We start from the raw sequence: 24,656 nt of genomic DNA on the forward strand, positions 1-24,656 counted from the left end.
GTATGAAGTTCTTTTCTGGTAAGTTTTGGCAGGGCGCCGTCGTGGCTTCTATGTTAGCGGCTCCTGCCGCTTTGGCTCAGGTTGTTATCTATATGTGTGGAGACTCCACCATGCAGGACTGGGCTAGTGGTTACTGCCCCAAGCAGGGCCAGGGGCAGGATTTCCATTATTGGTTTGATTCTGGCTTGGCTACCGTGGTTAATCGCGGTCAGGGCGGTATGGCGGCCGATGGCTATTACGAACTTTTCTGGAAGAGCGATTGTACTCAGGGCAACTGCATTGTGAGCAAGCTGAAGGCTGGCGACTATGCGGTAATTCAGTTCGGTATCAATGATGTGAGCAAGAGTGACGAAGCTAAGTTTACCGTAGCTATGGCCACCATGGCAAAGGAAGCTCGTGCAAAGGGGGCTTATCCCATTATCATGAGCCCTATTCGTCGACTCTATTACGATTCTCCGACGCAGATCCATAACAGCTACCGCGGTTATCCTGCTCGTGCCAAGGCCATTGCCGATAGCCTTGATATTCCATTTATCGACATGAGTGAACTGGTGGCAAACTACATGATTTCTGTGGGTGAATATTACGCCCAGCAGTTTATCTTCAACTACGCCACTTCTGCTGAATACAGCAATTTGAAGTCTGACCAGACTGATGCCGTTCATCTGCAGATGAATGGAGCCAATGCCTTTGGCCGTATTATTACCGAACAGATGCGTGCTCATTCCGACCCTGTGGTAAAGAAGTTGGGCAATTACATGGCTCCTATGTACCAGGTGGACGTGAAGGTTTCTCCGGAAGGTGCTGCTGAAGCAACATCTATTGGTGCCTATTATCCCGAAGGTATGACTGTCATGTTGAAGACCGTTCCCAAGAGCGGCAAGAAATTCCTGGGCTGGTATGATGGTAATGGAAATAAGGTTAGCGGTAATGCCATTTCTACCGTTAAATCTCAGTACATCTATACTTTCAAGATGGGCAATAAGTCTACCCAGTATACAGCTGTTTATGAAGGTGGTTCTGCCGTAAAGTATGAGGGTGACGGAAAGGCTTTGACTAGCTTCCCCACAACAACTCCTACGAGTCTTGATGATGTGACTTTTGAACCGTTCACTCCCATTGGCGGAAGCGATACTAATGGAGTGGCTGTAAATAAGGACATCAAGAAATATTTTGATGCCTTTAAGCCGGATACAGGTGTTGGTTTCTCTGAAGACAACTGGGCCCATACGGGTGAAGGCTTCTTTAACTTTGCCAACGAGAAGAATTCCTTTGGCACCTATAGAATGCGTTTCCCGGGGGCAGGCTATGTGACTCTTGCCGTGCGTTATGCTAATGGCGGAACTTCTGACCGTATGTTTAACGCTTATCTGGATCATGACTACTACCTGAATGCTCCTCCAACTGGTGGCTGGGACAAGTGGGATACCGCATATGTTGTTATGGATGCACCCCTTGGTGAAGCCGATTTGAAGTTTATCAGCTTGACATCTGATGGTGCTCCCAATATTGACGCCTTCGGTTTCAGCATTGATGATGTTTGTCGAGTTTCTGATACAGCATGTGTTGCAGAAGTCATTGCCAAGGAACAGGCTGAAAAGGATTCCATTGCCGCTGCAGATTCCCTGAAGAACGATTCCTCTATTGGATTTGTGAATGCCTCCCTGAATCTTCCGCAGATGGGCGAAGCCTCGGTTAGCGTTTTCGATATGCATGGTAAGCTTGTTGCCAAGAAGCAGATGGTTGTGGGCAACAAAATTTCTTCTGCTGAATTTGACGGAATGGTAAAAACTTCTGGCCTTTACCATGTGGTTATCCGCAAGGGTTCCCAGCTTATTCATCAGACTATGGCAAAGACAAAGTAGGGGTGGCAAAATGAATAAACTTTTGAAGTATTTTTCCGCTGCTGCTCTTTTTACAAGTGTTGCCGTTAGCGATACGACTAGTTTTACCATTCACGTGATTGGAGACTCCACGGTTTGCGATTACAAGGAAAATGCTTATCCGCAGACCGGTTGGGGCCAGGTTCTGGCTCCCTTCTTTGATCAGTCCCGTGTAAAGGTGATTAACTACGCCATTGGTGGTCGTAGTTCCAAATCCTTTATTAACGATGGTCGTCTAAATTCAGTTTTGGCTGCGACACAACCAGGTGATTACATCTTTGTTCAGATGGGAACCAATGATCGTGACTACTCCAAGGCGGATCGCTACGTTCCCATTGATTCCAGTGCTTATTGGTTCCAGAAATATGTTGACGGGGCTAAAAGCAAGGGTGCTCACATTGTTCTCATGAGCCCCCTGATGCTGAATACTTACCCTCGTAACGTATTCGATAATAATCTTACGGATGCTGCCCACAAGAATAAGGAATATCCTGTAAAGGATAAGATTAAGGAAGTCGCCCAGAAGAATGGTGTTCCCTTTGTTGACCTTACCACAAAGACTTATAATCTGTATACGCAGCTAAGCTCCGCCTACATTTCCCGTTACGTTTTCAAGATGTTCCTGCCAGGAGAATACCCCAATTATCCCAATGGCGTTACCAATGACGGTACCACCCATTTCCAGGAATCCGGTTCTGTAGTTCATGCGCAGCTTATCATGGATGGCCTTCGTGAAAACTTGAATAGTTCTTCTGTAAATGCTTCTGAAAAGGCCGCCTTGACTACTTTGGTGGGCGCAATTGCTCCGACCTACAAGTTGACCGTAAAGGCCAATGTTTCAGGCAGTGGCCTTATTACCCATAACCAGAATTTGCCTGGTGGCGCCGCCTTGAATCTTCATGTTTCTCCGGGAAGTTTCGGCAAGAAATTCCAGTACTGGGCTGATGATGATTGCAATAAGGTAACTGCTGATTCCAACTATTACAAGGTCAAAATGCCCTACCGCGATATCACCTTTACCGCGATGTTCGAAGGTGGTGCAAACTGCGTCACGACGGCTCACGGCGAAGAAAATATTCCTGTGCCGGGATCCAGTGCTAGCGAGGGGCCGAGCGTTTCTTCTAGTAGTGAAATAATCAAGTTTGAAATTCTTGAAGGCTCAAAAGAATGGCCTAGCGTAAGCGACTTGTCTTATCCCAACGTAGGGGAGGATGTTCAGGGTTGGACTGAAGCAAACCATGTAGGCTTTAGTGGAAAGGGCTTCTTCAACTTTGACAATGCTACGGGCCGTTACGCTACCTACAAGATGACTTCTTATCAGTCTGCCTCCAATGCAAGAATGTTTATTCGTTACTGCAATGGTAAAACCACTACAAGTAAGATGAGTGTTCAGGTGGATGCTAAAACGTACGAAGTGGAATTTCCGCCTAGTGCAAACTGGGATACCTGGGATACGGTCTATGTAGATGACGTGTGGCTGGATGCTTGCGATTTCGATCTGAAGTTTACGTCTTTAACTTCTGACGGCGGCCCCAATATTGATATGGTTGGCTTTGACATCAAGGACGTTTACCGTATTGGTGCAGAACCTGCTCCTGAAAGCTCCAGTAGTTCCGATCAGTCCAGCAGTTCTGTCTGTGCCGAAGGCGATGAAGATTGCAATGTATCCATTCGTCGAACTGTCCGCCAGAATGTTCAGATAAATGGCCGCACCGAACAGGTGAATCTGCTTGGTCGTACTGTCAGATCCAAGGCTTCTCACGGCGTATACCTTAACAAGAAAGCTAAGTAATTCTTAGTTGTGATTTGGAACAACCGTAGTGCTTGTTGCGCTACGGTTATTCTAAACTGTAGACGTTTTTAATGTTTAAACTGTAGACTTCGATCGTCATTTTTGTATATTGTAAATTATGGTGAATCTTTTTGAATACTTGAACTATCGCGATTTCCTGAAGGATGCCTACGAAGAACGGCACGCGGCTGAATGGCGTTTCAGCCACCGTTTTATCGCAGAAAAGGCCGGAATCGATGGCTCCATGTTCAATAAGATTCTTCAGGGCAAACGCAACTTGACTCCGCGTCTGGTTCAAGTTTTTGCAGACCTGTTCTGCAATGACGGTCGCGAAAAACAGTATTTCGCGGACATGGTCTCTTTCAATCAGGCCAAAAACCATTCCGAAAGTCGCCAGTACCTCGAAAAGTTGGTGGCCACCAAGGAATGCAAAGTCGAAAATGTGGCCCGCGACCAGTTTGAATATTTTGATCACTGGTATCATGCGGTTATTCGCGAATTGATTACCTTCTACCCTTATGTGGGGGATGATGCGGCCTTGGGCCTCATGGTCCGTCCGCCGATTTCCGCTAGTCAGGTGAAATCCTCTGTGGCCTTGCTGGAACGTCTTTCCATGATCCGCAAGAATCCGGAAACTGGTTTTTATGAACAGACCCAGGGCTTGATTTCTAGCGGAAGCGAATCCTATAGCACGGCGGTTAATTCTTACATCCAGCAGAATCTGGATGTGGCTACATCGGCTATTGACCGCTTTGAACGAGAGGAACGAAACCTCTCTACTTTGGCATTTGGTTGCGATGAAGATACCTATAAGGAATTGGTTGAAATGGTTCGCCGTTTCCGTCGCGAAGTTCTGGCCAAGGTGAATCAATGCCAGAAACCCAATCGAGTTTTCCAGTTGGGGATGCAGTTGTTCCCTTTAAGCGATCCTTATCCACCTCCCGTAAGGCGTGGACGTAAGCGTCGTATTATCGGTGAAGAAATCCGCAACGAAGTTAACGACGAAGTTGCAGGCGAACAGATGGAGGCTTCCAATGATTAAAAAGCCCTTCTGGTTGATTTTGGGTGGAGCTCTCGCTGCATTGACAACATCCTGTTCCAATGACAAGGGTGAAGTTGCCGGTGGTACCGAAGCTGAATCTACAATTGCCTTGCAGATCCAATTGGCGGATGGTGCGCCAGCTGCCAAGTCCCGTATTCGCGTGTTGCCGGTAGGATATTTGTCTGACGGCTTGTCTCAGGAAGAATGGTCTGATACGGATGACCGCGGTTATGTAAAGCTAACTGTGGATCCTGGTGAATACTCTGTAGAAATCCGTGGAGAAAGTGATTCCTCTGCATTAGGTGCCGTATTTACCAAGTCCGTAGAGCTGCAGGAAGTGTCTGCTGTTGATTCCATTGCACTTGGCGCACTCACTACCATCGAGGGCTTTGTTGCACCTGGGCAAGGTCCTTCTGTCATTAGAATTCCTGGCTTGGAACGTTTTGTAGTTCCCGATAGCGCTGGACATTTTGTAATTGATTCCCTTCCTGCCGGAAATTTTGAAGTTCTTATCGAGAGCCGAAGCAACCGCGGTACAATCAAGTTGAGCGCATCTGCCGGTGAAACCGTGCCCGAAATAAACCTGGGTGCTCCCCGTGGTTTTGCTGTGGAAGATTTCGAAAGCTTTAGCGGAATTTCTGCCACGGGAGCTATTCTTGGTGATGGCTGGTGGTTTACCATGGATGCCGATGGCCAGAACTTGATGCCCCTCTGGGATGAATCCCTGACGCAGACATTCTCTGGTAATGATGGCTGTGCGTCGGGTGGTTGCGCCCGAATTTTTGGAGACGGTAAATCCTCTCGTTCTTCGACGCACTTGGGTTTCTTGCTGGGCGGATATCGAACTGATTACGAATTGCCTGGCTTTGATTCCCTGATGTTCAGTGCCCGTGGCCATGGAACCTTGCATGTGGCTCTTTCGGCTTATGATAGCTCTGCCAGGAGCATAGAGTTTGACGTGGATCTGTCAAAGGTTTGGCAAGGATTCGCTCTTCCTGTGGGGTCGAAGAAAGTTGCTGTAAACCGAATTGACTTTAGTGTGAATGCTGGGGATTCAGTCTTCCTGGATGATGTGTTCCTGGGCGGCGTTTCTGAAGAATCCCTGAAAAAGATTTCAATGGGCGTAGGCGAGGATCGCTCAACTTATCCTGCAGACTGGAAGGATCACGCGGCCTTATTGAGGGAAGTTGTCGGCTATGCATCGGGTGTTCGTGGCGGTGAAGGCTACATCGACAGCCTGGCTGCAGATTCTATCCAGGGTGAAATTTGCCTTGTTACGACAACAGAGGATTACATCATTGTAGAAGATACCACCAATGTGGACTCTACCGGAAAGGCGGCCACTACCGCCGTAATCGCTCCCGGTTCCTTGCGGGATTGCGCCTATCGTGATGGACCGACCTGGATTCTTTTCGAGAAAAGCGGAACTTATAATTTGACGGCGGCTCTTCGAATTAAGTCCAACAAGACTTTTGATGGTCGCGGTCGAGATATCCGCATTTCTGGTATGGGAATTATGACGGAGGAATCGTCTAACCTGATTTTTGAAAATCTGACGTTCTCTGCTCCGTCGACAGTTGTTTCCGATACAGCAAATCGCAGGGCCATTTCTCTTCACAATAACACCCATCATGTGTGGATTGACCATTGCTCCTTTGAAGAATATCCCATTGTCGAAGTCGATGTGAAACGCGGTTCCCATGACGTAACTATTTCATGGTCTCGTTTTGAAAATGCAGAAACGGGTGTCCTTTTTGGCCTGACTCCGGATTTGATCGATGAATCAACTCAGACTTTGACGTTGCATCACAATTTCTTTGATAATATGAGCTGGTCTGGCGCTTTTGCAAGACGCGGTCGCCTGCATGCATTCAATAACTTCTTTAAGAACCTGGATCGCTATGCCGTAGAATGCACGGACTCCGCCAGTTGCTATATTGAAGGCAACGTGTTCAACATGGATGATCCTGTGCTCGTTTACAGTTTCTTTGATGACGAAGGCGCTCCGATCGATACTTCAGTTGGCTTCCCCAAGATGGTCGGTAACTGGTATACGGTTGGCGGTGATCCTCTGAAAGTCTCAGTTTCATCCCTGGAATACAAACCGGACTATGGTTATTTGGCAGAGCCTGCCGATGCAGACCTTGCCTGGACCCTCAAGGATAAAACTGGACCTCGTTAAATGAAACAAAAACTTCCTGCAATTCTGTTCCTGATATCAACCGGCTTTTCTGTGGTTGTCTACCTGAAGGTGGCTGAACTTTCCGGACATGAACTTCTTGGTGTGGTGGCGGCCATGGGCTTTTATATGGCCGTTTTTGCCGTGCTGTGTGTCCTGTTCAATACTAAGGAAAAATCTGGAGAAGAAAAGTCAACCTGGCAGGAACTGAAGGAACTGCAGGAAGCGACCCGCAAGGCCTCGGAAGAGGAATTCTCCAGAAAGTCCGCCGAAAAGAACAACGAAAACGTCAAGGACGAAAATTCCTGAATTCAATGGTTGGCATGGTTCTTGCATTAACAGGAACATGTTGTTTTTGACTATTGGAATTTTCCATTATCTGTCTGTCTTTCAAGGTTAGACGTTTTTCTATTACATTCCCTGTATAGTACGTCTTTTTTTAGAGGTCTCGTATGTCCAAACTTTCCGAATCCTTGTCTCTGGTAAAAAAAGTCCTGTCTGAAGTTCGCATGTATAATCAGGCATCGGCTGTATTGAATTTTGATATGCAGACTATTTGCCCCAAGGAGGGGATGAATGCTCAAGGCGAGGTGGATGCCTTCTTGAGTAATAAGGCCTTTGTCCTTCAGAAGGATGCCGCCTATATCGAGGCTTGTCTGTACATCTATGATCATCGGGATGAACTGACTGACGAATTTGACCGCTGCCTGGCCGAAAGTCTTCATCGTGATTATGCCCGCGAAAAAAACGTGACTCCCGAAATGCAGCACGAACGTTCCCTGACGTACAACAAGGCTTATGTTAATTGGCTTGAGGCGAAAAAGTCGAAGGATTTTGGCATTTTTGCTCCAAGTCTTGCCGAGGTGCAGAAGATTCAGGTTCGTGAAGCGAACCTCAATGAAGAACGTAAGGAAACGCCCTACGATACTCTGTTCGACGGTTATGAACAGGGCTTGTCTTCTCGAGACCTGGATGATTGTTTTAACGAATGCAAGGCTCGCCTGGTGCCGCTGCTTAAGCGCGTCATGAACAGCAAGAAAAAGATCCGCACGGATTTCTTGAGCCGCCCTGTAAAGGATGAGGCCCAGAAAACTTGTACTCAGTATCTGCTGGAAACCATGGGCTTCGATTTTAACCGCGGAGCCTTTGCCACTACGGAACATCCCTTTACTACGGAAATTGGCAAGAATGATATTCGCGTGACGACCCATTATTACCCGGATATGTTCTATTCCAACATCTTCAGTATTATTCATGAAGGTGGTCATGCGCTGTTTGAACAGAACCAGCCTAAGGAAAACTATAGCCACTTTATTGAATTCAATAAGACTATGGGAATGCATGAAAGTACCAGCAGATTTTATGAGAATCGCATTGGCCGCAGCCGTGAATTCATTTCGCTGATTTACCCCAAGTGCTGTGAACTTTTCCCCAATGTTTTTGAAGGCGTTTCTGAACAGGAATTCTATGAATCCATGAATACGGTAACGCCTAGCCTGATCCGTACTGAAGCGGATGAATTTACCTACACTTTCCACATCATTATCCGTTATGAAATCGAGAAGATGATTGTGAATGGTGGTGCCGACGTGGATGTTGCCGCCTTGCCGAAATTGTGGAATGACAAGTATGCCGAATATCTGGGAATCCGTCCGGCTCATGATGCGGAGGGTATTCTTCAGGATGTTCACTGGACCAGCGGATTTGGCTATTTCCCCACGTACGCCTTGGGCAATATGTATAATGCCATGTACTATAACACCATGAATAAGCAGTTCGATATAAAGTCTGCTGTCCTTGCCGGCGATTTCAAAAAAATCAACGGGTGGATGACCGAAAACGTGTGGGCACGCGCCGATAGGGAGTCGCCAAAGACCTGGATTAAGAACATTACGGGCCGTGATTTTACTCCCACGGATTTCCTGGACTATCTGGAAAGCAAATACAGCGAGATTTATGAACTGTAATTTTGGTACAATTTGTATCAAATGCGTTTTTGAAATGTGATGTGTATCAAAAAATACTCAAACAGCTAGTACAGTTGTTTGAGTTTGCTTTTTGATAACCCGTGCGAAATTTTCTTTGTACGTTTATCTTTTTGTTAGGATGATTGGGATTCACCCTAGTGTATGAGGATGTTATGAAGAAGATTATCGCATTGGGTCTTATGACCGCAGGTCTTGCCACTATGGCATTTGGCGCAAATCGCGTCGGTCCCGTTTCTCAGTATGGTCAGCTTCAGGCTGGCAAGAACGCCGCAGGCAAGGGCCGTATTTACGGTAGCTGCCCGGCTTACAGCACCAGCGGCAACGAAGTCGCTGTTCAGGGTATGAGCCTTTTCTGGTCCATGACGAAAACTGCCGGTATTAATTTCTGGAACGGAGACGTCATCAAGGGCCTAGTGGATAAGCACAAGATCCAGCTGATTCGTGCTCCCATGGGTGTTGATGGCTCCTGGGAAGATGATGTTGGCAACTACTACACCAATGCCATGCACGAAACCGCCATGAATGCCGTTGTCCAGGCTGCTATCGATAACGATATCTACGTGCTTATCGACTATCATTCCCATTGCGCCGAAAAGAATACTGCAGGTGCAACTCAGTTCTTTGGCAAGATGGCTCAGAAGTGGGGCAAGTACGACAACGTAATCTTCGAAATTTATAACGAACCCAAGCATGGTGATTGCAACGAAGAAAATCCTTGGTACGATGCTGCAGAAGCAAAGAATTACTGGAAATCTAACATCTATCCCTATGCAAATGCCGTCATTTCTGAGATTCGTAAATATTCCGACAACCTGGTTGTTGTTGGTACGCCATATTACGATCAGTACGTAGATGCTGCGGCCGTTCAGCCTATTAACGACAAGAATGTTGCCTATACATTTCATTATTACGCAGGTGAAGAAGTCCAGAATTCCGAATGGACTCACAAGGTGGATGTACTTGGCAAGAATCCCGAAAATATGATGAACAAGGGTTACTCTGTGTTCGTTACGGAATGGGGTAACTCTGGTCCCAGTGGCGATGGCGGCTTTACTAAAAGCTACAGTACTACCTGGTACAATTGGATGAAGACCAACCAGCTCTCCGGTGCCAACTGGTCTGTGTCCAACAAGGCTGAAACGGCTTCCTACTTCACTACCGGTGTTTCTGCAAGTACTCCTTCTAGCCAGTGGAGCTATACCGAAAGCGGTAGCTGGACAAACGAGAACGTATTTGCTGCATTGCCGGCAACTTATAAGGCTTGCGACGGTTCTTCTGCTCCGTCTTCTGATAGCCAGCAGCAGAACGCCTCTTCTTCTAGCCAGCAGCAGATTGCCAGCTCCAGCAGCCAGCAGCAGATCGCAAGTTCTAGTGCTCAGCAGCAGGCTCAGTCAAGCAGCGCTCAACAGCAGGTCGCAAACTCCAGCGCCCAGCAGCAGATTACTTCCAGTGCTAGCCAGACTGTTACCGGCGGCGCAAATGTTTCCGGTAGCCTGAATCAGACTGTGGCTCAGGGCGGTACCTTTAACACCATTACCATTACTGGCGTGAGCAGCTTCAATCGCGATACTTACTCAGCTTACTTCCTCCAGGTCAAACAGGAAGGGGATAAGGTGACTATCAGTACCCAGGGTGGTGCAATCGATCAGTATTTGAATACGGGTGATTACTCGGATACCTTTACCGTTAACGGTGAAAAGCTGACCTTGAACGTGAAGGTCGTTGCCGCCGGTACAGAAATCGCTTCCAGTGATTCCCAGGCTCCGGCAAGCTCTGCTACAGCGGCCCTGGCTGCTGTCCAGAAGTCCTATATCACCGTGGCTGTGGCTGGCCGCATGCTGAACATCGCTGGCGTAACCTCCGCCGATGTGGATTTGTTTGACCTGCAAGGTCGTCCCATGGTCCGCCTGAAGAATGTGGTTGGTTCTGCTGACTTGTCCGCAGTTCCCAGTGGCAACTACATTGTCAGAGTCCGTTCCGGTGCGGTGAACATGACCCGAAAGGTGAACCTCCGATAATACGATTTGCTAAAATGGCGCCCGAAAGGGCGCTTTTTTGCTTTTAGGTGGTGTATTGAAAATCCCTAGGAACGTCTAATTTTTCGTAACTTGTTGAAAGTCAATGGATTACGAAAGCGATAGGCGAAATGAAGCAAAAAACGGCAAAAATCTTTAAAAAACGGCCTTAAAATACTATTTTTACGTCCGTAAACTCAAAGGAGCTACTAATGCTTAAATCTACTCTGCAGCAGACCGATCCGGCAATCTTCGACATCATCAAGGAAGAAGCCGAACGTCAGGAATATGGCATCGAACTGATCGCCTCCGAAAACTACACCTCCAAGGCCGTCATGGAAGCTATGGGTTCCGTGCTGACCAACAAGTACAGCGAAGGCTACGTTGGCAAGCGCTACTACGGTGGTAACGAAGTGATCGACAAGATGGAAGCCCTGGCAATCGAACGTTGCAAGCAGCTCTTTGGTTGTGACCACGCAAACATCCAGCCCCTTTCCGGTTCTCCTGCAAACGCCGCTGTCTACATGGGCGTTCTCAAGCCGGGTGACAAGGTTCTCGGCCTCAAGCTGGACCACGGTGGACACCTTTCTCACGGCCATCCGGTGAACTTCTCCGGTATGCTCTACAACTTCGTCCAGTACGAAGTGGATAAGGAAACTGGCCGCATCGACATGGACAAGGTCCGTGAAATCGCTCTTAAGGAAAAGCCCCGCATGATCCTCGCTGGCTTCTCCGCTTACAGCCGCAACCTTGACTGGATGAAGTTCAAGGAAATCGCCGACGAAGTTGGCGCTCTCACCATGGCTGACATTTCTCACGTTGCTGGCCTCATCGCTGGTAAGGCAATCGAATCTCCGGTTCCCTACTTCGATATCGTCACCACCACCACCCATAAGACTCTCCGCGGTCCCCGTTCTGCAATCATCATGTGCAAGGACAAGATGATCAAGAAGATCGTCAAGGGTGAAGAAAAGGAAGTCTCCCTGCCCAAGGCAATCGACGCAGGTCTGTTCCCGGGTATGCAGGGTGGTCCCCATGACCACATCAACGCTGGTAAGGCTGTTGCCTTCCTGGAAGCTCTCCAGCCGGAATTCCAGACCTATGCCCAGAACATCATCAAGAACGCAAAGGCTATGGCCGACGAACTGATGAAGCTCGGTTACAAGATCATTTCCGACGGTACCGACAACCACCTCATGGTTGTGGACATGACTTCCAAGGGTATCGGTGGTAAGGATGCCGAAATCGCAATGGAAAAGGTTGGCATCTCCTGCAGCCGTTCTACCATTCCGTTCGACACTCGCAAGCCCATGGATCCGTCCGGCGTACGTCTTGGCACCGCTGCCATCACTACCCGTGGCTTCGACGAAAACGATTCCCGCCTGGTAGCTCAGATCATCGACCGTTGCATCCAGAACAAGGACAACGAAGAAGGCCTGAAGGCTATCCGTCAGGAAATCATCGACCTCTGCAAGAAGCACCCGCTTTACGCATAAGCGCTTCGCGCTTTTGAAAAGACCTCAAGTCGTCTATGAGCGGCTTGGGGTCTTTTTTCTATATTCTGAACATGGACGCAATCAAGCTTGAAAACGTTTCCTTTCGCTATCCGAGGGCGGCTGTAGAGGCTCTTTCCCAGGTGAATCTTCAAATTCCCCAGGGGAGTTTCTTTGCGTTGCTGGGCCCCAATGGGGCGGGGAAGACGACCTTGTTGCGATTGCTTTGCGGTCGTTTCGCGTCTTATGAGGGAACCTTGAATATTGCGGAAGGATTCCGCGGGCCTAACGGCTTTCTTGACCCCAAGTCCTATGGAATTCTCCTTGAAAATCCTGGCGTCTACCCGAAGCTTTCCGTTGAAGAATATGTGAAGTATTTTGCGGGCATGTACGGCTGTGGCGAATGCGGTACCCGTTTGCAATCCCTTGCCAGGGACTTGGAGTTGCCTGCCTTGTCGACGAAACTTTCCGCTCTTTCCTTGGGGAACCGTCAGAAGGTTCAAATCCTGCGAGCCCTGATTCATAATCCAAAGTTATTGATTCTTGATGAACCTGTAGCTAATCTGGACCCAATGTCCCGCGAAACGGTTTGGCGCCTTATTGCGGATTGGCGTAAACGGGATGGTGGCACCGCCATTGTGTGTTCCCATATCCTTGCCGAAATGGATCAGGAAGCTACAGATTATGCCATTGTGAACCATGGCAAGATTCTGAAGGCGGGGGCAGTTCCTTCTAATGCGCACTCTCCTTTGCAAAAGGGCAAAAATTTTGACTTGTCCTTTGAACAGGATGTTTCCCAGGAGCTGATTCAGCGTGCTTTAGAAAGCGCTGGCCTTCCTTCGGTTTCTATAAGGTATGCGGGATCCTCTCTTGCGGATATCTATAAAGAGAACGTCTAATCCCGATATAAGTTTTGACTTTAGAACGTGTGGGATAGGTCGAAGGCGAATCTGCTCCAGGCGAATCCTTCTGCACTCCAATCGGTCAAATTTTTCTTGAAGGCGTAATCAAGTCGGAAAGTCAGGAATTGCCAACTATAGCGAATTCCGAGGCCAAGGCTTTCATTTCGGGCTGATGTGTAGATGTCGTCTTCATCGTCGGTTACTTTAGCCCAGTCGTAGAATTGTACGAGTTGCCAGTGTCTCCATCCTTTCCAGGGGAACATCCAGCGGATTTCTTCGTTGAATCTGAAGTAGGTGGGGGTAAGGCCCGTGTTGATGATTGTGTCTGCCTTGATGGAAGATTCTTGCCCTGTGTAGATGATAGAATCTCGGCTGGCGAAAATATGTCTGAATTTATAACCGCGAACGGATCGGGAACCGCCCTGGTAGAAAATGCGTGCGTCTTCTTCCAGGGCCTTTGCGAAGAAGCTGCCCGTACTTCCACTAATTGCTCCGAAAAATGTCCAGAATAGGGGGAGGTAGGCGTTTGCTGTTATTTCGCCGTAGGTGTAGGGATTGCCTCTCATGTTGAATGATTTCAGATCGCCGTCCCAGTTCGTTCCTGCGCCGAATGTGGGGGCAAGGCGGATTCCCTTGGTGGGGTTGAAATAGTCGTTGGTAAAGTCAAATGTAAGGGCAATTTCACCCTTTAGCTTAAGCAACTTATCTTTATTTTGTGTTTCTAGCAAAGAGTCCTGTGAACTTGAGAGGCTTGCTGTATCGCTGATGTCTGCGGCGCCTGAATTCTCCTTGCTTACGACAAGTACGGTATCCTTGGCTTTGGAAACGTATCGGGTATCGATCGTGCCGCGGAATCTAATATGGTTGGTAATGCCGAAGGTAATGTCTCCTCGGTTGATGATTTCGTAGCGTTCTTCGTATCGGTCATCGTAGGCGGGCTGCGTGATTTTTTCGTGGTTTAATGTCAGTCGGTTGTCGAAACGGATTGCTGTGGGAATAAAGCTTACGGATGTTCCGAAAAGTAGCGGGTTTGCGTAACCGATGGAGGCTTCCTGCTTGTGTTGTGCAATTTGAACACTTGATGAAAATTCGTGGAAGTGACCGAAGAAGTTTTTGTGACGAGCGTAGGCCAAGGCTCCGAATCCGTAGATTTCTTCATAGAAGAATCCGTAACGAGTTTCGCCGGGTACACGCTCCGTTACGTTTAGATATACGTCAGACAGACCGTCTTCGCGGAGGGTGTCGCTCATTTTTACCTGAGTGAACAACTGGGTCGAGAACAGTTTCGACTTGAATGAATTGTACTGGTTTCCGTCAATCAGTTCGCCTTGTTCGATTTTCCATAGGCTTGAAAGCCAGGCGGTATCCGTAAGTCCTGCTTCCGTTGGCCCCTGCAGTTTTTTGTCGGCGGAACGGAAGCTGGTGCTGATCATGTTTCCCATCAGGACTTTGGCACCTGGGGTAATTGTAATCTCGACAAATATCTTCTTGTGTAGGGAATCCAACATTTCAATGGAAGAAAGATAGGCGTGAAGATAGCCTTCCTTGCGGTATACGCGCTGGATTTCCTGCAGGTCTTCTGAGATGTCTTCCTGGTTGTAATAGTTTTCCTTTGAAATGTTCAATTTGCTTTCGTCAATTTCCAATTTTGCTTCTTCGGGAACGATGATTTTTGCACCGCTAAATTTGTAACGTTCGCCGTCTCGGATGTGGATGAAATAACCTCTCTGGACAATACCTTCCGAGGTTGTGTCCTTGCGGATGTTGAGTGCCATGTCAAGGCTGTAGTAACCTCTAGAGTAATAGAGAGCCTTGATGTTCTCTATAGAAAGTCTCATGAGGAAGTCTTGCTTTGTGGTGTCCATCTGGCCGAACTCTTCGGGAACGTCGAGCTGTTCTTCTAACTGGTAATTAGAGAACGCCTTGTTTCCGGAGATTTGTACAAACCAGGGATGCTTTACATCGTCTGCTGCCCATGAAAACGCAATCATTGCCAAGAGGAGGATTAGAAATTTATTCATTTGGATGTGTCCTCCCTGGAATCCTGATTTTGGGTATGCTGGCTACCTATGCTTTCACAACGGCCGATTCCTAGCAAGCAGGGGTTCCAATAACGGTAGACATAGTTGATGCCGATATTCTTTTCAAGTCGGTCGTCGTCGCGTTCTGTACCGGAGTTGGTCAGGTATTGCTTTCTGGTTAATAGGGCGTTAAGTGATAATGCCGGTGCAATGTGGTTCTTGTGGGAGTATTCAGCTTCCTGGAATACAGGAAGTGTGTAGTTAGCTCCGAACTGAACGGATTGTTCGTAGGTGGGGTTTACGCTCTGGTCCTTGGTATAGCCGAATACCAGACTCAAATTTTTTACCCAGCGGTCTAATGAAACCGGAATCTTGAAGTAGCTGGAATCCTTGTCGCTGGTGGTGGTGTTTTCAAACAGCATCACCTTCATGTCAATGTCGCCAATGTAGTCGCCGCCAAGAGTCTTGTTTGCCGTTGTTGAAATAACCTTGCCGATTGCCTTGCCTGCGATTCGGTTCCAGTCTGCGGATTCGCCGCCTTTGTCTGCAATACAGCCTAGGAGAACGTTGTAGTAAATTACCGCAGGGGATGATTCGATACCGCAATTCGAAGATGGCATGGGCTGGGGATTGGTAATTGTTCCCTGAATGTCCAAATTGATAGGACAGGTTTCGTTAACGCTTTCTGAATTTTCGTTACAATAGGGAAGATCCTGGCTACTGGTTACGTCGATAACGCCCTTTTGCCAGGGCACATCGTTCCAAGAAATTTGGAAGGAGTTCAAGTTGAATTCGTAGACTTCGTGGATGCCGATAAATCCGTTGTTCGTATTTGCAATGTCACCTCTGAGCAAGGGCCTTGTGGTATTGCCCAAGACCCAGATGTCCAAAGTAACGGGGAAGGTAGCGAACGGTGTCACGATACCAACAGAATCCCTTTGGGAATCGCTAATATGAAGTGAAAGATTGATTGGGCTTGCCGTAGAGAGCTTTTCTTCTTGAACTTCTTTTTTCTTTAACTTGGCGACGCCGTTGTTGAACATGGCGATGTATTTGTCAATGGCCGAAGGTGTAACTTCGATATCAAGATCGCGATAATAAACGAGTTTGTCTATAAGGATGTTTCCTGCGATGGTGTTGTTTTGAATCTGGCCCGCCTTGCTATGGGGGATAATGTAGGCAATGTCGCCTCTGGCTAATGCTTCAGCCTGTCCAATAACGTCATCGTTAAAATTGTAGGTGATCTTTGGAATGTCTGCGGTTATGGTGAGATTTTCGTCTCCATCTTCAAGGTGCCCGCTGATACCTTCCAGAACCAGCTTGTGCTGGTCCATCTCAATCGTGTAGCGGTCTGACCTAACGTCAATGGCATTAAGCTTTAGACTGTCAAGTTGGAATTTTAATGTAGCTTCGATAGTTTCGTTATTGCGATTGGTTGTCTTGGCGGAGGAAATGTCCAGTAGACCGTTTTCAATGCGTCCTCTTAAACTGATGGGGAAGGAAACGTTCATCTTGGGCGGGTTATATCGAGTGGAATCTGCGGTGATGTCTGCAGTAATTCCCTTGAATCCCTTGCGGATGTCTGCGGTAATGTCGACATGGAGGTCCGTGTTGGTGATTTCGCTGATAGTTCCGGGAATGTACCAGGAACCGTTTGCGTCAACGGTACCCTTGAACTTCAAGTCGTTGTCGATGAAGCCTTCCGACCATAAAGTGCCACCATTGTCACTTCCATGAGAGAAACTGAGGTGTCGCCTGTCGTCAAAAATATGATCGATGATTATCTGCGTGTTTCCTGTCCAACCACCACGGCCAATGTCCAGATAGGAATTTAGCTCGACCTTGTCTTTTTCTGCAAAGATGTTCAACTTCTTGATTCGGAGCAAATCTGGCGAGAGGTCGTTAAACTCGATATTGGAGAAGTCCAGGTTCCCCATAACGCCTGTATTCTGGTTGAACGACAATTGGCCCGAGAGCATACCGGAGGCGAAGGTGCTGTCATTTAGTGGCTCTAGCAGGAGCGGAATACTGAAGTCATTTGAGGAAATACTTGCTTCGAGAACCTGGATGGGAAGGAAGGGAGTGGGCTTGAAATCCGGGTTTGAATCATTGGGCAATATGAATGAACCGTATGCGTTTACTTCATTCCTGTTGTAAATGCTATGGGCTCTGTCAATGAAAATCGTGTCCTTATTCTGTCTTGCGATTACGTCTGCAACCATGTTGTATTCGGCCACTTCGCCGTCAATGGTAACGTTGGCGAATCCAGTGGAGTCGTCGATATTCCAATGCCACATTCCGCTCACGCGGCCTCTAATTCGGTCTGATATGGACAAATCCGCAAAGGGTATTGTTGCAATGATGGCCTTGTCTGCGCTGACATCGATTGCGATAGAATCTCCGATGTCGATATAGGCGCTGGCCTTACCGCCATGTCGTTGAGTGATGTTCCATGAGGTGTGAGGACGTTCATGATTCCATTTTACGTCGCCATCGAAATCGAACGTTTCATTCGGGGTGTAGATGACACCCTTTGAAAAATCAATTCCCTTGGTGTCAAGATCCAGGGTGACTTGCATGGAATCGGCCGTCATGTGATAGGCGTAGGCAACGGTGTCGAACTTCGCCAGAATTCGGAGCTTGTGTCCGTCGCAGGTTCCGTAAAGTTGCGGTCTTCCGCCCAAGGTCAAGTTTCCGTGAGTCCAGTCCAGAGCCCAAGGTTCGTAAGGGGAGATGTCTCCGATGAATGTAATCATCAGGGAATCCCTCAAGTCGATTGTTCCATTGACGTAGGACCCCTGTCTTGTTTCCAGGGAGGCTCGGATGACCATGTCGTTTATGTCGGCGGAACGAATGTCTACGTCCATAGGCATCATCTGCGGTCCGTACAGGGCGCTCATGTTTTCGACCTTGCCTTCTACGTGTCCGTTAAGATTCGTGTCGAAATCTCCGGCAAGGTGGATGGAGCCGCCTTCGTCGTTTTGCAGAAGAATGTCTGCGTTAATCTTTTCCTGATTTCCCTGGACCTTGATTGTCACTCGTTCCGGTTCCAGTGGCCACAGGGCTCCGACTCGTGTGCGGATGGTGCTGTTGTAGAAGACCGTTTCCTTTCGGGTGTCTAAGGTTGCCTCGGCAACGACATCGATTTTACCGATTTCAGGAATCTCTTCGGGGAGTTTGAACGGCAACCATTCGGCGGGGTTCTTTACAGAAATGTTGGTCTTCGCCTTGATTCGGCTCATGTCCTTCTTGGGAACGTTTGCCTTGATCTGGACGGAATCCTTGCTTGTTTTTACGCTTGCCTCTAAAGTCAGCTTTGCCCCTGCGAAGTCCCCTTTCATCTTGACTGAGGCGGGGTTGCTTACGAAGTCTCCGTTGACTTGCCTGATTCCTACGTTGAGCGCGTATTCCCCGTTGTTCTGTACGCTGAGCCCCTTGGCGTTCCAGGACTTTCCGTCGGACAGCTTGATGTTTGCGTCCTCGATGTTGACTGAAACGTTTGCCGGGAATCTAAGGTTGTCGGGGAATGCAGGGTTGGTGGTATCTTTTGTCGCAGAAAGGGTGTCGCTTTGTGGAATGGCGATGAATGCATCCACATGGTCCATTTTCAGGCTTACCCCCCGGTTTTCTCCAAGAATGGTGATGTCCAGGTTAGGGTTTATGATTTTTACTTCGGTAGAGTCCGTCGAAATGAAAAGGGAATCGAAGGAATGCTCTAACAGGGACTGCGCGTTGTGGCCGTAGGGGGTAATCGTTACCCCGGAAAAAGTGTGTGGGGCGGAAAGGTAGCGTTCCACAAACGCATGAACAAACCAGACGCCAAGAGCGATGGCGCCTACTGCAGCAGTTGCAAAAAATGCTGTTCCAAAGAATGTCTGTTTGCGTTTTTTCAAACTGAGTCCAAGTATAGAAAATGCGATAATTCGTTGATGGTCAACAAGTTATGAAAACGGCTCGTAATTTGTACACAAGTGCTTTTTTGTGTAGTATTTTGTTGTCGCTTTCCGATATCGGGCGCACACCTGTAATTTGAGCGGAAATTTTGCTTTTTTACCTATTATTATTACTATATTCAGTGCGCTATTATTGGGCTTTGGAGCCCGCCGGAAACAAGAGGTTACATGAAACTCCGCTTTGCCTTTTTTACTGTGAGTCTCCTAAATCTGTTTGCCTTGACTGGCTGCAACAGTGTGGGGGATAAGGATACCATTCTTGCTCGCATTGATAAGGAAGTCGTCTATCGAGAAGACCTTGTTCTCTTGATGAAAAATTCCATTTCCTCCAAGGAACCTTTGAACAAGCGTCTCTACGAAAATGTTTATGCGAAGGAAGCCGTCGTTTCCAAGGCTTTGACACAGTTCCCCGAGTTGAACAAGGAATGGGAAGAATTTCTCGGTTTGATTGAGCCCAAGCTGCTTGCTTCCGTCTATCAGCGTTTCTACCTGAATGAACGCCTTACTTATTCCGAACCGGAACTTCGTCATTTCTATGACGAACATCGCAGCCTGTTTGAAGAGGCGCCCCTTCCTGATTTTAGTGTCATTCAGGGAATTGTTGCCTGCGAATACTATATGTCTCATTCCAAGGAAGCCTTGAACGCTTACTTGAAAGAACACTTGATGGGCTCTACGTCCAGAGAAGATTCCATAACTTGGAAGACCAAGTTCGTTGAACTCCACCGTTCTGAACTCAAGGAACAGATTGCAAGGAACCTCGCCTCAGACCTTCATGTGACGTTCCATGAATTGCCTAAGCCGGAACCGAAGGCTTTCTACGAAAAGCATATGGATATGTTCATGACTGCCCCCGGTTATGAGCTGTATCATGTGCAGGGAACAGATTCCGTTGCCCTGGCAGCCCTGTTTAACGAAACCACTGACCTTGAAAATTTCAAGAAAATCGCTTCCACAAAGAGTGCAAATAAAGCTACCGCCAAGGAAGGCGGCTTTGTCGGCTACGTCAAGGACGGCTTTGCCATGCCGTACGGTATTGGCATGGTTTCTGGTTTGAGTGCCGCCTTGAATGGCAAGGATGCAGGCTTTGTATCGCCTGTAATCAAGGGCGATGTCGGTAATGCCTACCACGTATTCTATCTGTCTTCCCTGGTTCAGCCGAAACAAAAGACTTTTGATCGCGTTGAAGCCTCTATCAAGCAGGGGTTGGCTAGCGGAGAATTCTTTGATGTGGATTCATCCTATGTTCTCCTGTCTGAAAATGGTGAAACTTTGCTGACTGAAGGGGAACTGAAGCGTATTTGCAAAAGGGATTTCATGGCCGAGGTCAATGCTCGCAACCATCAGCGCTTGTTTAGCATGGTTGTAGAAAGACTGCTGTTCAGCAAGGCTGCCCTGAATTTGAAACTGGATAAAACCTGGGAATACCGCGCCTTGGTGCGTGCAGCCCGTCGAAATTTCATCTTCGATAACTTCTTCTTTAAGAAACGTCAGAACGTAGAAGTTAGCGAAGATTCCCTGAAGGCTTTCTACGAACGTTATGGAAGCCCCGTGCATCAGGAATATTCCTTTGAACAGGGACGCAGTGAGGTTCGTGCCGCAGCAATGTTCCCGATGAATATCCTTAGGCACGAATATTTCCTGAGTAAAAAATCTAGCTACTTTAAACTTGATTTCAAACAAACTCTCCCGGTCCTCTTCAGACAGAACTGGAGGATGCAGAGCGATATGAGTGAAGCCCGCTTTGCTGCTGAAAGTTACCAGTCTGCTGTGCTTCACTTCTACGATAGCAGTATCCAGGAATGGGAGCCTACGATCTTGGCTGATCGACTGGTGGCCAACGCTGATTCCTTGCGTAAGGAAGGCTTGAATGATGAAGCCCTGGAAGCCTATCGCAATTTGATTTTTGCCTATGGCGAAAACGATTCTCTTGTGAAGTTGGCTATCTACGAAAGCGCTCAAATTTATAACGAGACAGGCCGCTTTGAAGAAGCTGAAGCGGAGTATCAGGCTTGCTACGAAATCTTCCCCGATAGCCCTGAAGCGGAAAAGTCCTTGTTCAGCCGCGGTTTTATCTTGAGCGAGAATCTCAATAAGAACGATGAGGCTCTCCAGGTCCTCAAGACTTTCCAACAGAAATATCCGAACAGCGAACTGAAGGAGTCGGTGGACTGGCTGGTGCAGAACATTGAATCAGACGGAAAACTTGCCGACGACCTGCTCAAGAAGATCAGCGCCGAAGAATAAAGAGTTATATTTAACGCACTCACAATAAAAGGTGGTATACCCTATGGAAATGACATTCGCTATGATCAAGCCCAACGCCGTGAAGAGCGGCCTGATTGGTCAAATTATTGCCCGTTACGAAGCTGCAGGCCTCTCCGTCTGCGCTATCAAGATGCATCAGATGACTTCCGCTGACGCTCGCGGTTTCTATGCCGAACACGTCGAGAAGCCTTTCTTCCCGGAACTGGAAGCCTACATGACTAAGGGTCCTTCCGTGATGCTCGCTCTGGGTGGCGAAAATGCCATTGCCAAGGTTCGCGCTATCAACGGTGCTACCAATCCGGCTAAGGCAGAACCCGGTACCCTCCGCTACGATTTTGCTCCTTCCATGACCGAAAATGTTGTCCATAGCTCCGACAGTCCTGCATCCGCAGAACGCGAACTGGACTTCTGGTTCAAGAAGGAAGACCGCTACGCCTACGAAGCTGCAAGCAAGAAGGCTTGCTGCATCCTCTAACGGCAGTTTAAGGTCTGTTAGAATTACAAACAAAAAAAGACCCCCTCAAGGAGACACAAAACAATGCAATGGATCATTAAGTACCTTACCTCTTCCATTGGTAAGAAACAGATCATGGGATGCTCTGGTGCGTTCCTCGCTCTGTTCATCCTCGTCCACATGTGCGGCAACCTCCAGTTGCTGAACTTTGATCAGTCTGCAGCACAGGCATCCTACAATGCCTATACTGAATTCCTGACCAGCTTCAACCCGCTCCACTTCCCGGTAAAGTTGATTTACCTCATGGAACTGGGCATGGTTGCTGCATTCGGTCTCCATATCGGTCTCGGCGTTTTGCTGAAGCTCGAAAACAAGAAGGCTCGTGGCGCTGTGGGTTACGAAGTCAACGCTCGCAAGGGTAACAAGTCCTTCGCTACCTTCACCATGATCTGGACCGGCCTTATCATTCTCGGCTTTGGCATCCAGCATCTCGCTAACCTCAAGTTCGGTGCTCACTACCTGTACCAGAACGCTGCCGGCGAAATCGTCCGCGACATGTGGCTCACCACCATCGACATGTTTGCTAACCCGGTTTGGACCGTGTTCTACCTGGTTGCCATGCTCGTTATCGGCATCCACCTGTTCCATGCCATTTCTTCTGCTTTCCAGACTCTCGGCCTTGCTCACCAGAAGTGGACTCCGGTTATTGAAGTTATCGGCATTGCATACAGCATCGTGATTGCAATCGGCTTTGCTGTTGAAGCTGCATTCTCCTGCTACATCGCTCATCAGCCGGAAACCGAAGCTCTCCGCGCCAAGTCTCATGAACTCCAGCAGCAGCTGGAACAGAAGAAGGCCGCTTCCGAAGCTAAGACTTCTTTCGTCGTTCCCTCTGTCGGCATCATTTCCACCAACGTTTAATGGAGACCATAACTAATGATTCTCGATTCTAAAATTCCTGGTGGTTCCATTGAAGAAAAGTGGACCAAGCATAAGTTTGAACTGAAGCTCGTGAACCCCGCTAACAAGCGTAAGTTCACCGTTCTCGTGGTGGGTACCGGTCTTGCTGGTGCTTCCGCTGCAGCTTCTCTCGCAGAACTGGGCTACAATGTTAAGTCCTTCTGCATTCAGGACTCTCCCCGTCGTGCTCACTCCATTGCTGCCCAGGGTGGTATCAATGCTGCTAAGAGCTATAAGAACGATGGTGACTCTGTCTATCGTCTTTTCTACGATACCGTTAAGGGCGGTGACTTCCGCGCTCGTGAAGCCAACGTTCATCGTCTCGCCGAAAACTCCAACCTGATCATCGACCAGTGCGTCGCTCAGGGTGTTCCCTTCGGCCGTGAATACGGTGGCCTCCTGGACAACCGCTCCTTCGGTGGTACCCAGGTTTCTCGTACCTTCTACGCTCGCGGTCAGACCGGTCAGCAGCTCCTCCTCGGTGCATACCAGGCTCTCATGCGCCAGGTTGCAGCAGGCAAGGTAACTCTGCTTCCTCGTCGCGAAATGATGGACCTCGTGGTTGTCGATGGCAAGGCTCGCGGTATTATCGTTCGTAACCTGGTGACTGGCGAACTTGAAAGCCACGTTGGCGACGCAGTCTGCCTTTGCACCGGTGGTTACGGTAACGTCTACTACCTGTCCACCAACGCTCAGGGTTCTAACGTTACTGCAGCATTCCGCGCTTACAAGAAGGGTGCCGCATTTGCTAACCCCTGCTACACTCAGATTCACCCGACTTGCTTGCCCCGTCATGGAGACCTGCAGTCCAAGCTGACTCTGATGTCTGAATCTCTCCGTAACGATGGCCGTATTTGGGTTCCCCGTAAGGCTGGCGACAAGCGTTCTCCGGACCAGATCCCCGAAGAAGATCGTTACTACTACCTCGAAGAAAAGTACCCCAGCTTCGGTAACCTCGTTCCTCGTGACGTGGCTTCCCGTAACGCTAAGCAGGTTTGCGACGCCGGTCTCGGCGTAGGCAACACTGGCCTCGCAGTTTACCTGGACTTCGCAGACGCTATCAAGCGCATGGGCGTTGCAGGCGTTTCTGCTAAGTATGGTAACCTCTTCCAGATGTACGAAAAGATCGTTGACGAAGACCCGTACAAGGTTCCGATGCGCATCTTCCCGGCAATCCACTACACCATGGGTGGTCTGTGGGTTGACTACGATTTGATGTCCACCATCCCGGGCTGCTTCGTTCTCGGTGAAGCAAACTTCTCTGACCACGGTGCTAACCGTCTCGGCGCTTCTGCTCTTATGCAGGGCCTCTCCGATGGTTACTTCGTGATTCCGTTCACCATCGGTGGCTACTTCGCAGGCACCAAGCTGGAAAAGGTTTCCGAATCTGATCCTGCTTTCGAAGATTGCAAGAAGCAGACCGCAGAAAAGATTTCCAAGCTCCTTTCCATCAAGGGTCACCGCACTGTTAACGATATCCATCGTCAGCTCGGTAACATCATGTGGGAATACGTTGGTATGGCCCGTAACAAGGCTGGCCTCGAAAAGGCTCTCCAGGAAATCCCCGCACTCCGCGAAGAATTCTACGAAAACGTCAACGTTGTTGGCTCTGAAGGTTCCTTCAACCAGAACCTGGAACGTGCTGGCCGTCTGGCTGACTTCCTTGAATTCGCAGAAGTCCTCACCCTCGACGCCCTCCACCGTGA

15 protein-coding genes are annotated in these 24,656 nt (G+C 48.5%); 13 read left to right on the forward strand and 2 right to left on the reverse strand.

Features of this window, described 5'->3' with window-relative positions:
• The first annotated feature begins 2 nt into the window (after positions 1-2).
• From BUB38_RS05845 to BUB38_RS05885, 9 genes are all read left to right on the forward strand, one after another.
• Positions 3-1,865 (forward strand): GDSL-type esterase/lipase family protein, encoded by a 1,863-nt coding sequence (locus BUB38_RS05845; RefSeq protein WP_249269304.1) that lies wholly within the window; start codon positions 3-5, stop codon positions 1,863-1,865.
• A 10-nt stretch (positions 1,866-1,875) separates the two neighbouring features.
• The gene (locus BUB38_RS05850; protein WP_073158405.1) at positions 1,876-3,675 is read left to right on the forward strand and encodes a GDSL-type esterase/lipase family protein; all 1,800 of its coding nucleotides are present in this window, start codon (positions 1,876-1,878) and stop codon (positions 3,673-3,675) included.
• A 118-nt stretch (positions 3,676-3,793) separates the two neighbouring features.
• Positions 3,794-4,717 carry a TIGR02147 family protein gene (locus BUB38_RS05855; RefSeq protein WP_073158408.1) on the forward strand — a complete coding sequence of 308 codons (924 nt, stop codon included), beginning with the start codon at positions 3,794-3,796 and terminating at the stop codon, positions 4,715-4,717.
• Complete coding sequence (locus BUB38_RS05860; RefSeq protein WP_073158411.1) at positions 4,710-6,899, forward strand: pectate lyase family protein; 2,190 nt, start codon at positions 4,710-4,712, stop codon at positions 6,897-6,899. The genes BUB38_RS05855 and BUB38_RS05860 overlap by 8 nt, the downstream gene beginning before the upstream one ends.
• Positions 6,900-7,205: a hypothetical protein gene (locus BUB38_RS05865; protein WP_073158413.1), complete on the forward strand. Its 306-nt coding sequence runs from the start codon at positions 6,900-6,902 to the stop codon at positions 7,203-7,205.
• A 143-nt stretch (positions 7,206-7,348) separates the two neighbouring features.
• A complete protein-coding gene (locus tag BUB38_RS05870; protein WP_073158416.1) occupies positions 7,349-8,863 on the forward strand; it encodes a carboxypeptidase M32 in 1,515 nt (504 codons plus the stop codon).
• A gap of 173 nt (positions 8,864-9,036) precedes the next feature.
• On the forward strand, positions 9,037-10,902 hold the full coding sequence (locus BUB38_RS05875; RefSeq protein ID WP_073158419.1) for a cellulase family glycosylhydrolase: 1,866 nt from the start codon (positions 9,037-9,039) through the stop codon (positions 10,900-10,902).
• 209 nt (positions 10,903-11,111) lie between these two features.
• Positions 11,112-12,395, forward strand: coding sequence for a serine hydroxymethyltransferase (glyA, locus tag BUB38_RS05880; protein ID WP_073158422.1), 1,284 nt, complete (start codon positions 11,112-11,114; stop codon positions 12,393-12,395).
• Positions 12,396-12,430: 35 nt separating this feature from the next.
• A complete protein-coding gene (locus BUB38_RS05885) occupies positions 12,431-13,291 on the forward strand; it encodes an ABC transporter ATP-binding protein (RefSeq protein ID WP_254794883.1) in 861 nt (286 codons plus the stop codon).
• A 20-nt stretch (positions 13,292-13,311) separates the two neighbouring features.
• Here BUB38_RS05885 and BUB38_RS05890 read toward each other — a convergent pair whose 3' ends face one another.
• Together BUB38_RS05890 and BUB38_RS05895 are read right to left on the reverse strand one after the other, a co-directional pair.
• The gene (locus BUB38_RS05890; RefSeq protein ID WP_073158423.1) at positions 13,312-15,315 is read right to left on the reverse strand and encodes a BamA/TamA family outer membrane protein; all 2,004 of its coding nucleotides are present in this window, start codon (positions 15,313-15,315) and stop codon (positions 13,312-13,314) included.
• Positions 15,312-19,208, reverse strand: coding sequence for a translocation/assembly module TamB domain-containing protein (locus tag BUB38_RS05895; RefSeq protein WP_073158426.1), 3,897 nt, complete (start codon positions 19,206-19,208; stop codon positions 15,312-15,314). Before BUB38_RS05895 ends, BUB38_RS05890 begins: the two co-directional genes overlap by 4 nt.
• Positions 19,209-19,436: 228 nt before the next feature.
• Here BUB38_RS05895 and BUB38_RS05900 point away from each other — a divergent pair, with 228 nt between their 5' ends.
• The 4 genes from BUB38_RS05900 to BUB38_RS05915 form a co-directional block, all read left to right on the forward strand.
• Complete coding sequence (locus tag BUB38_RS05900) at positions 19,437-21,515, forward strand: peptidyl-prolyl cis-trans isomerase (RefSeq protein ID WP_073158429.1); 2,079 nt, start codon at positions 19,437-19,439, stop codon at positions 21,513-21,515.
• Between the two features lie 43 nt (positions 21,516-21,558).
• Positions 21,559-22,011: a nucleoside-diphosphate kinase gene (gene ndk / locus BUB38_RS05905; protein ID WP_073158432.1), complete on the forward strand. Its 453-nt coding sequence runs from the start codon at positions 21,559-21,561 to the stop codon at positions 22,009-22,011.
• Positions 22,012-22,074: 63 nt separating this feature from the next.
• Positions 22,075-22,911, forward strand: a complete 837-nt coding sequence (locus BUB38_RS05910; protein WP_073158434.1) for a succinate dehydrogenase cytochrome b subunit — start codon at positions 22,075-22,077, stop codon at positions 22,909-22,911.
• A 15-nt stretch (positions 22,912-22,926) separates the two neighbouring features.
• Positions 22,927-24,656, forward strand: a 1,730-nt coding sequence (locus BUB38_RS05915) for a fumarate reductase/succinate dehydrogenase flavoprotein subunit (protein WP_073158437.1), incomplete at its 3' end; no start/stop codon positions are given.

This window comes from Fibrobacter sp. UWH5, assembly GCF_900142505.1.
Taxonomy (GTDB): Bacteria; Fibrobacterota; Fibrobacteria; order Fibrobacterales; family Fibrobacteraceae; genus Fibrobacter.

What these genes read in the sequence shown, in the direction of transcription:
- BUB38_RS05845 (WP_249269304.1), top strand. Translation starts at nt 3, where the DNA reads ATGAAGTTCTTTTCTGGTAAGTTTTGGCAGGGCGCCGTCGTGGCTTCT.
- BUB38_RS05850 (WP_073158405.1), top strand. Translation starts at nt 1,876, where the DNA reads ATGAATAAACTTTTGAAGTATTTTTCCGCTGCTGCTCTTTTTACAAGT.
- BUB38_RS05855 (WP_073158408.1), top strand. Translation starts at nt 3,794, where the DNA reads ATGGTGAATCTTTTTGAATACTTGAACTATCGCGATTTCCTGAAGGAT.
- BUB38_RS05860 (WP_073158411.1), top strand. Translation starts at nt 4,710, where the DNA reads ATGATTAAAAAGCCCTTCTGGTTGATTTTGGGTGGAGCTCTCGCTGCA.
- BUB38_RS05865 (WP_073158413.1), top strand. Translation starts at nt 6,900, where the DNA reads ATGAAACAAAAACTTCCTGCAATTCTGTTCCTGATATCAACCGGCTTT.
- BUB38_RS05870 (WP_073158416.1), top strand. Translation starts at nt 7,349, where the DNA reads ATGTCCAAACTTTCCGAATCCTTGTCTCTGGTAAAAAAAGTCCTGTCT.
- BUB38_RS05875 (WP_073158419.1), top strand. Translation starts at nt 9,037, where the DNA reads ATGAAGAAGATTATCGCATTGGGTCTTATGACCGCAGGTCTTGCCACT.
- glyA (WP_073158422.1), top strand. Translation starts at nt 11,112, where the DNA reads ATGCTTAAATCTACTCTGCAGCAGACCGATCCGGCAATCTTCGACATC.
- BUB38_RS05885 (WP_254794883.1), top strand. Translation starts at nt 12,431, where the DNA reads ATGAGCGGCTTGGGGTCTTTTTTCTATATTCTGAACATGGACGCAATC.
- BUB38_RS05890 (WP_073158423.1), bottom strand. Translation starts at nt 15,315, where the DNA reads ATGAATAAATTTCTAATCCTCCTCTTGGCAATGATTGCGTTTTCATGG.
- BUB38_RS05900 (WP_073158429.1), top strand. Translation starts at nt 19,437, where the DNA reads ATGAAACTCCGCTTTGCCTTTTTTACTGTGAGTCTCCTAAATCTGTTT.
- ndk (WP_073158432.1), top strand. Translation starts at nt 21,559, where the DNA reads ATGGAAATGACATTCGCTATGATCAAGCCCAACGCCGTGAAGAGCGGC.
- BUB38_RS05910 (WP_073158434.1), top strand. Translation starts at nt 22,075, where the DNA reads ATGCAATGGATCATTAAGTACCTTACCTCTTCCATTGGTAAGAAACAG.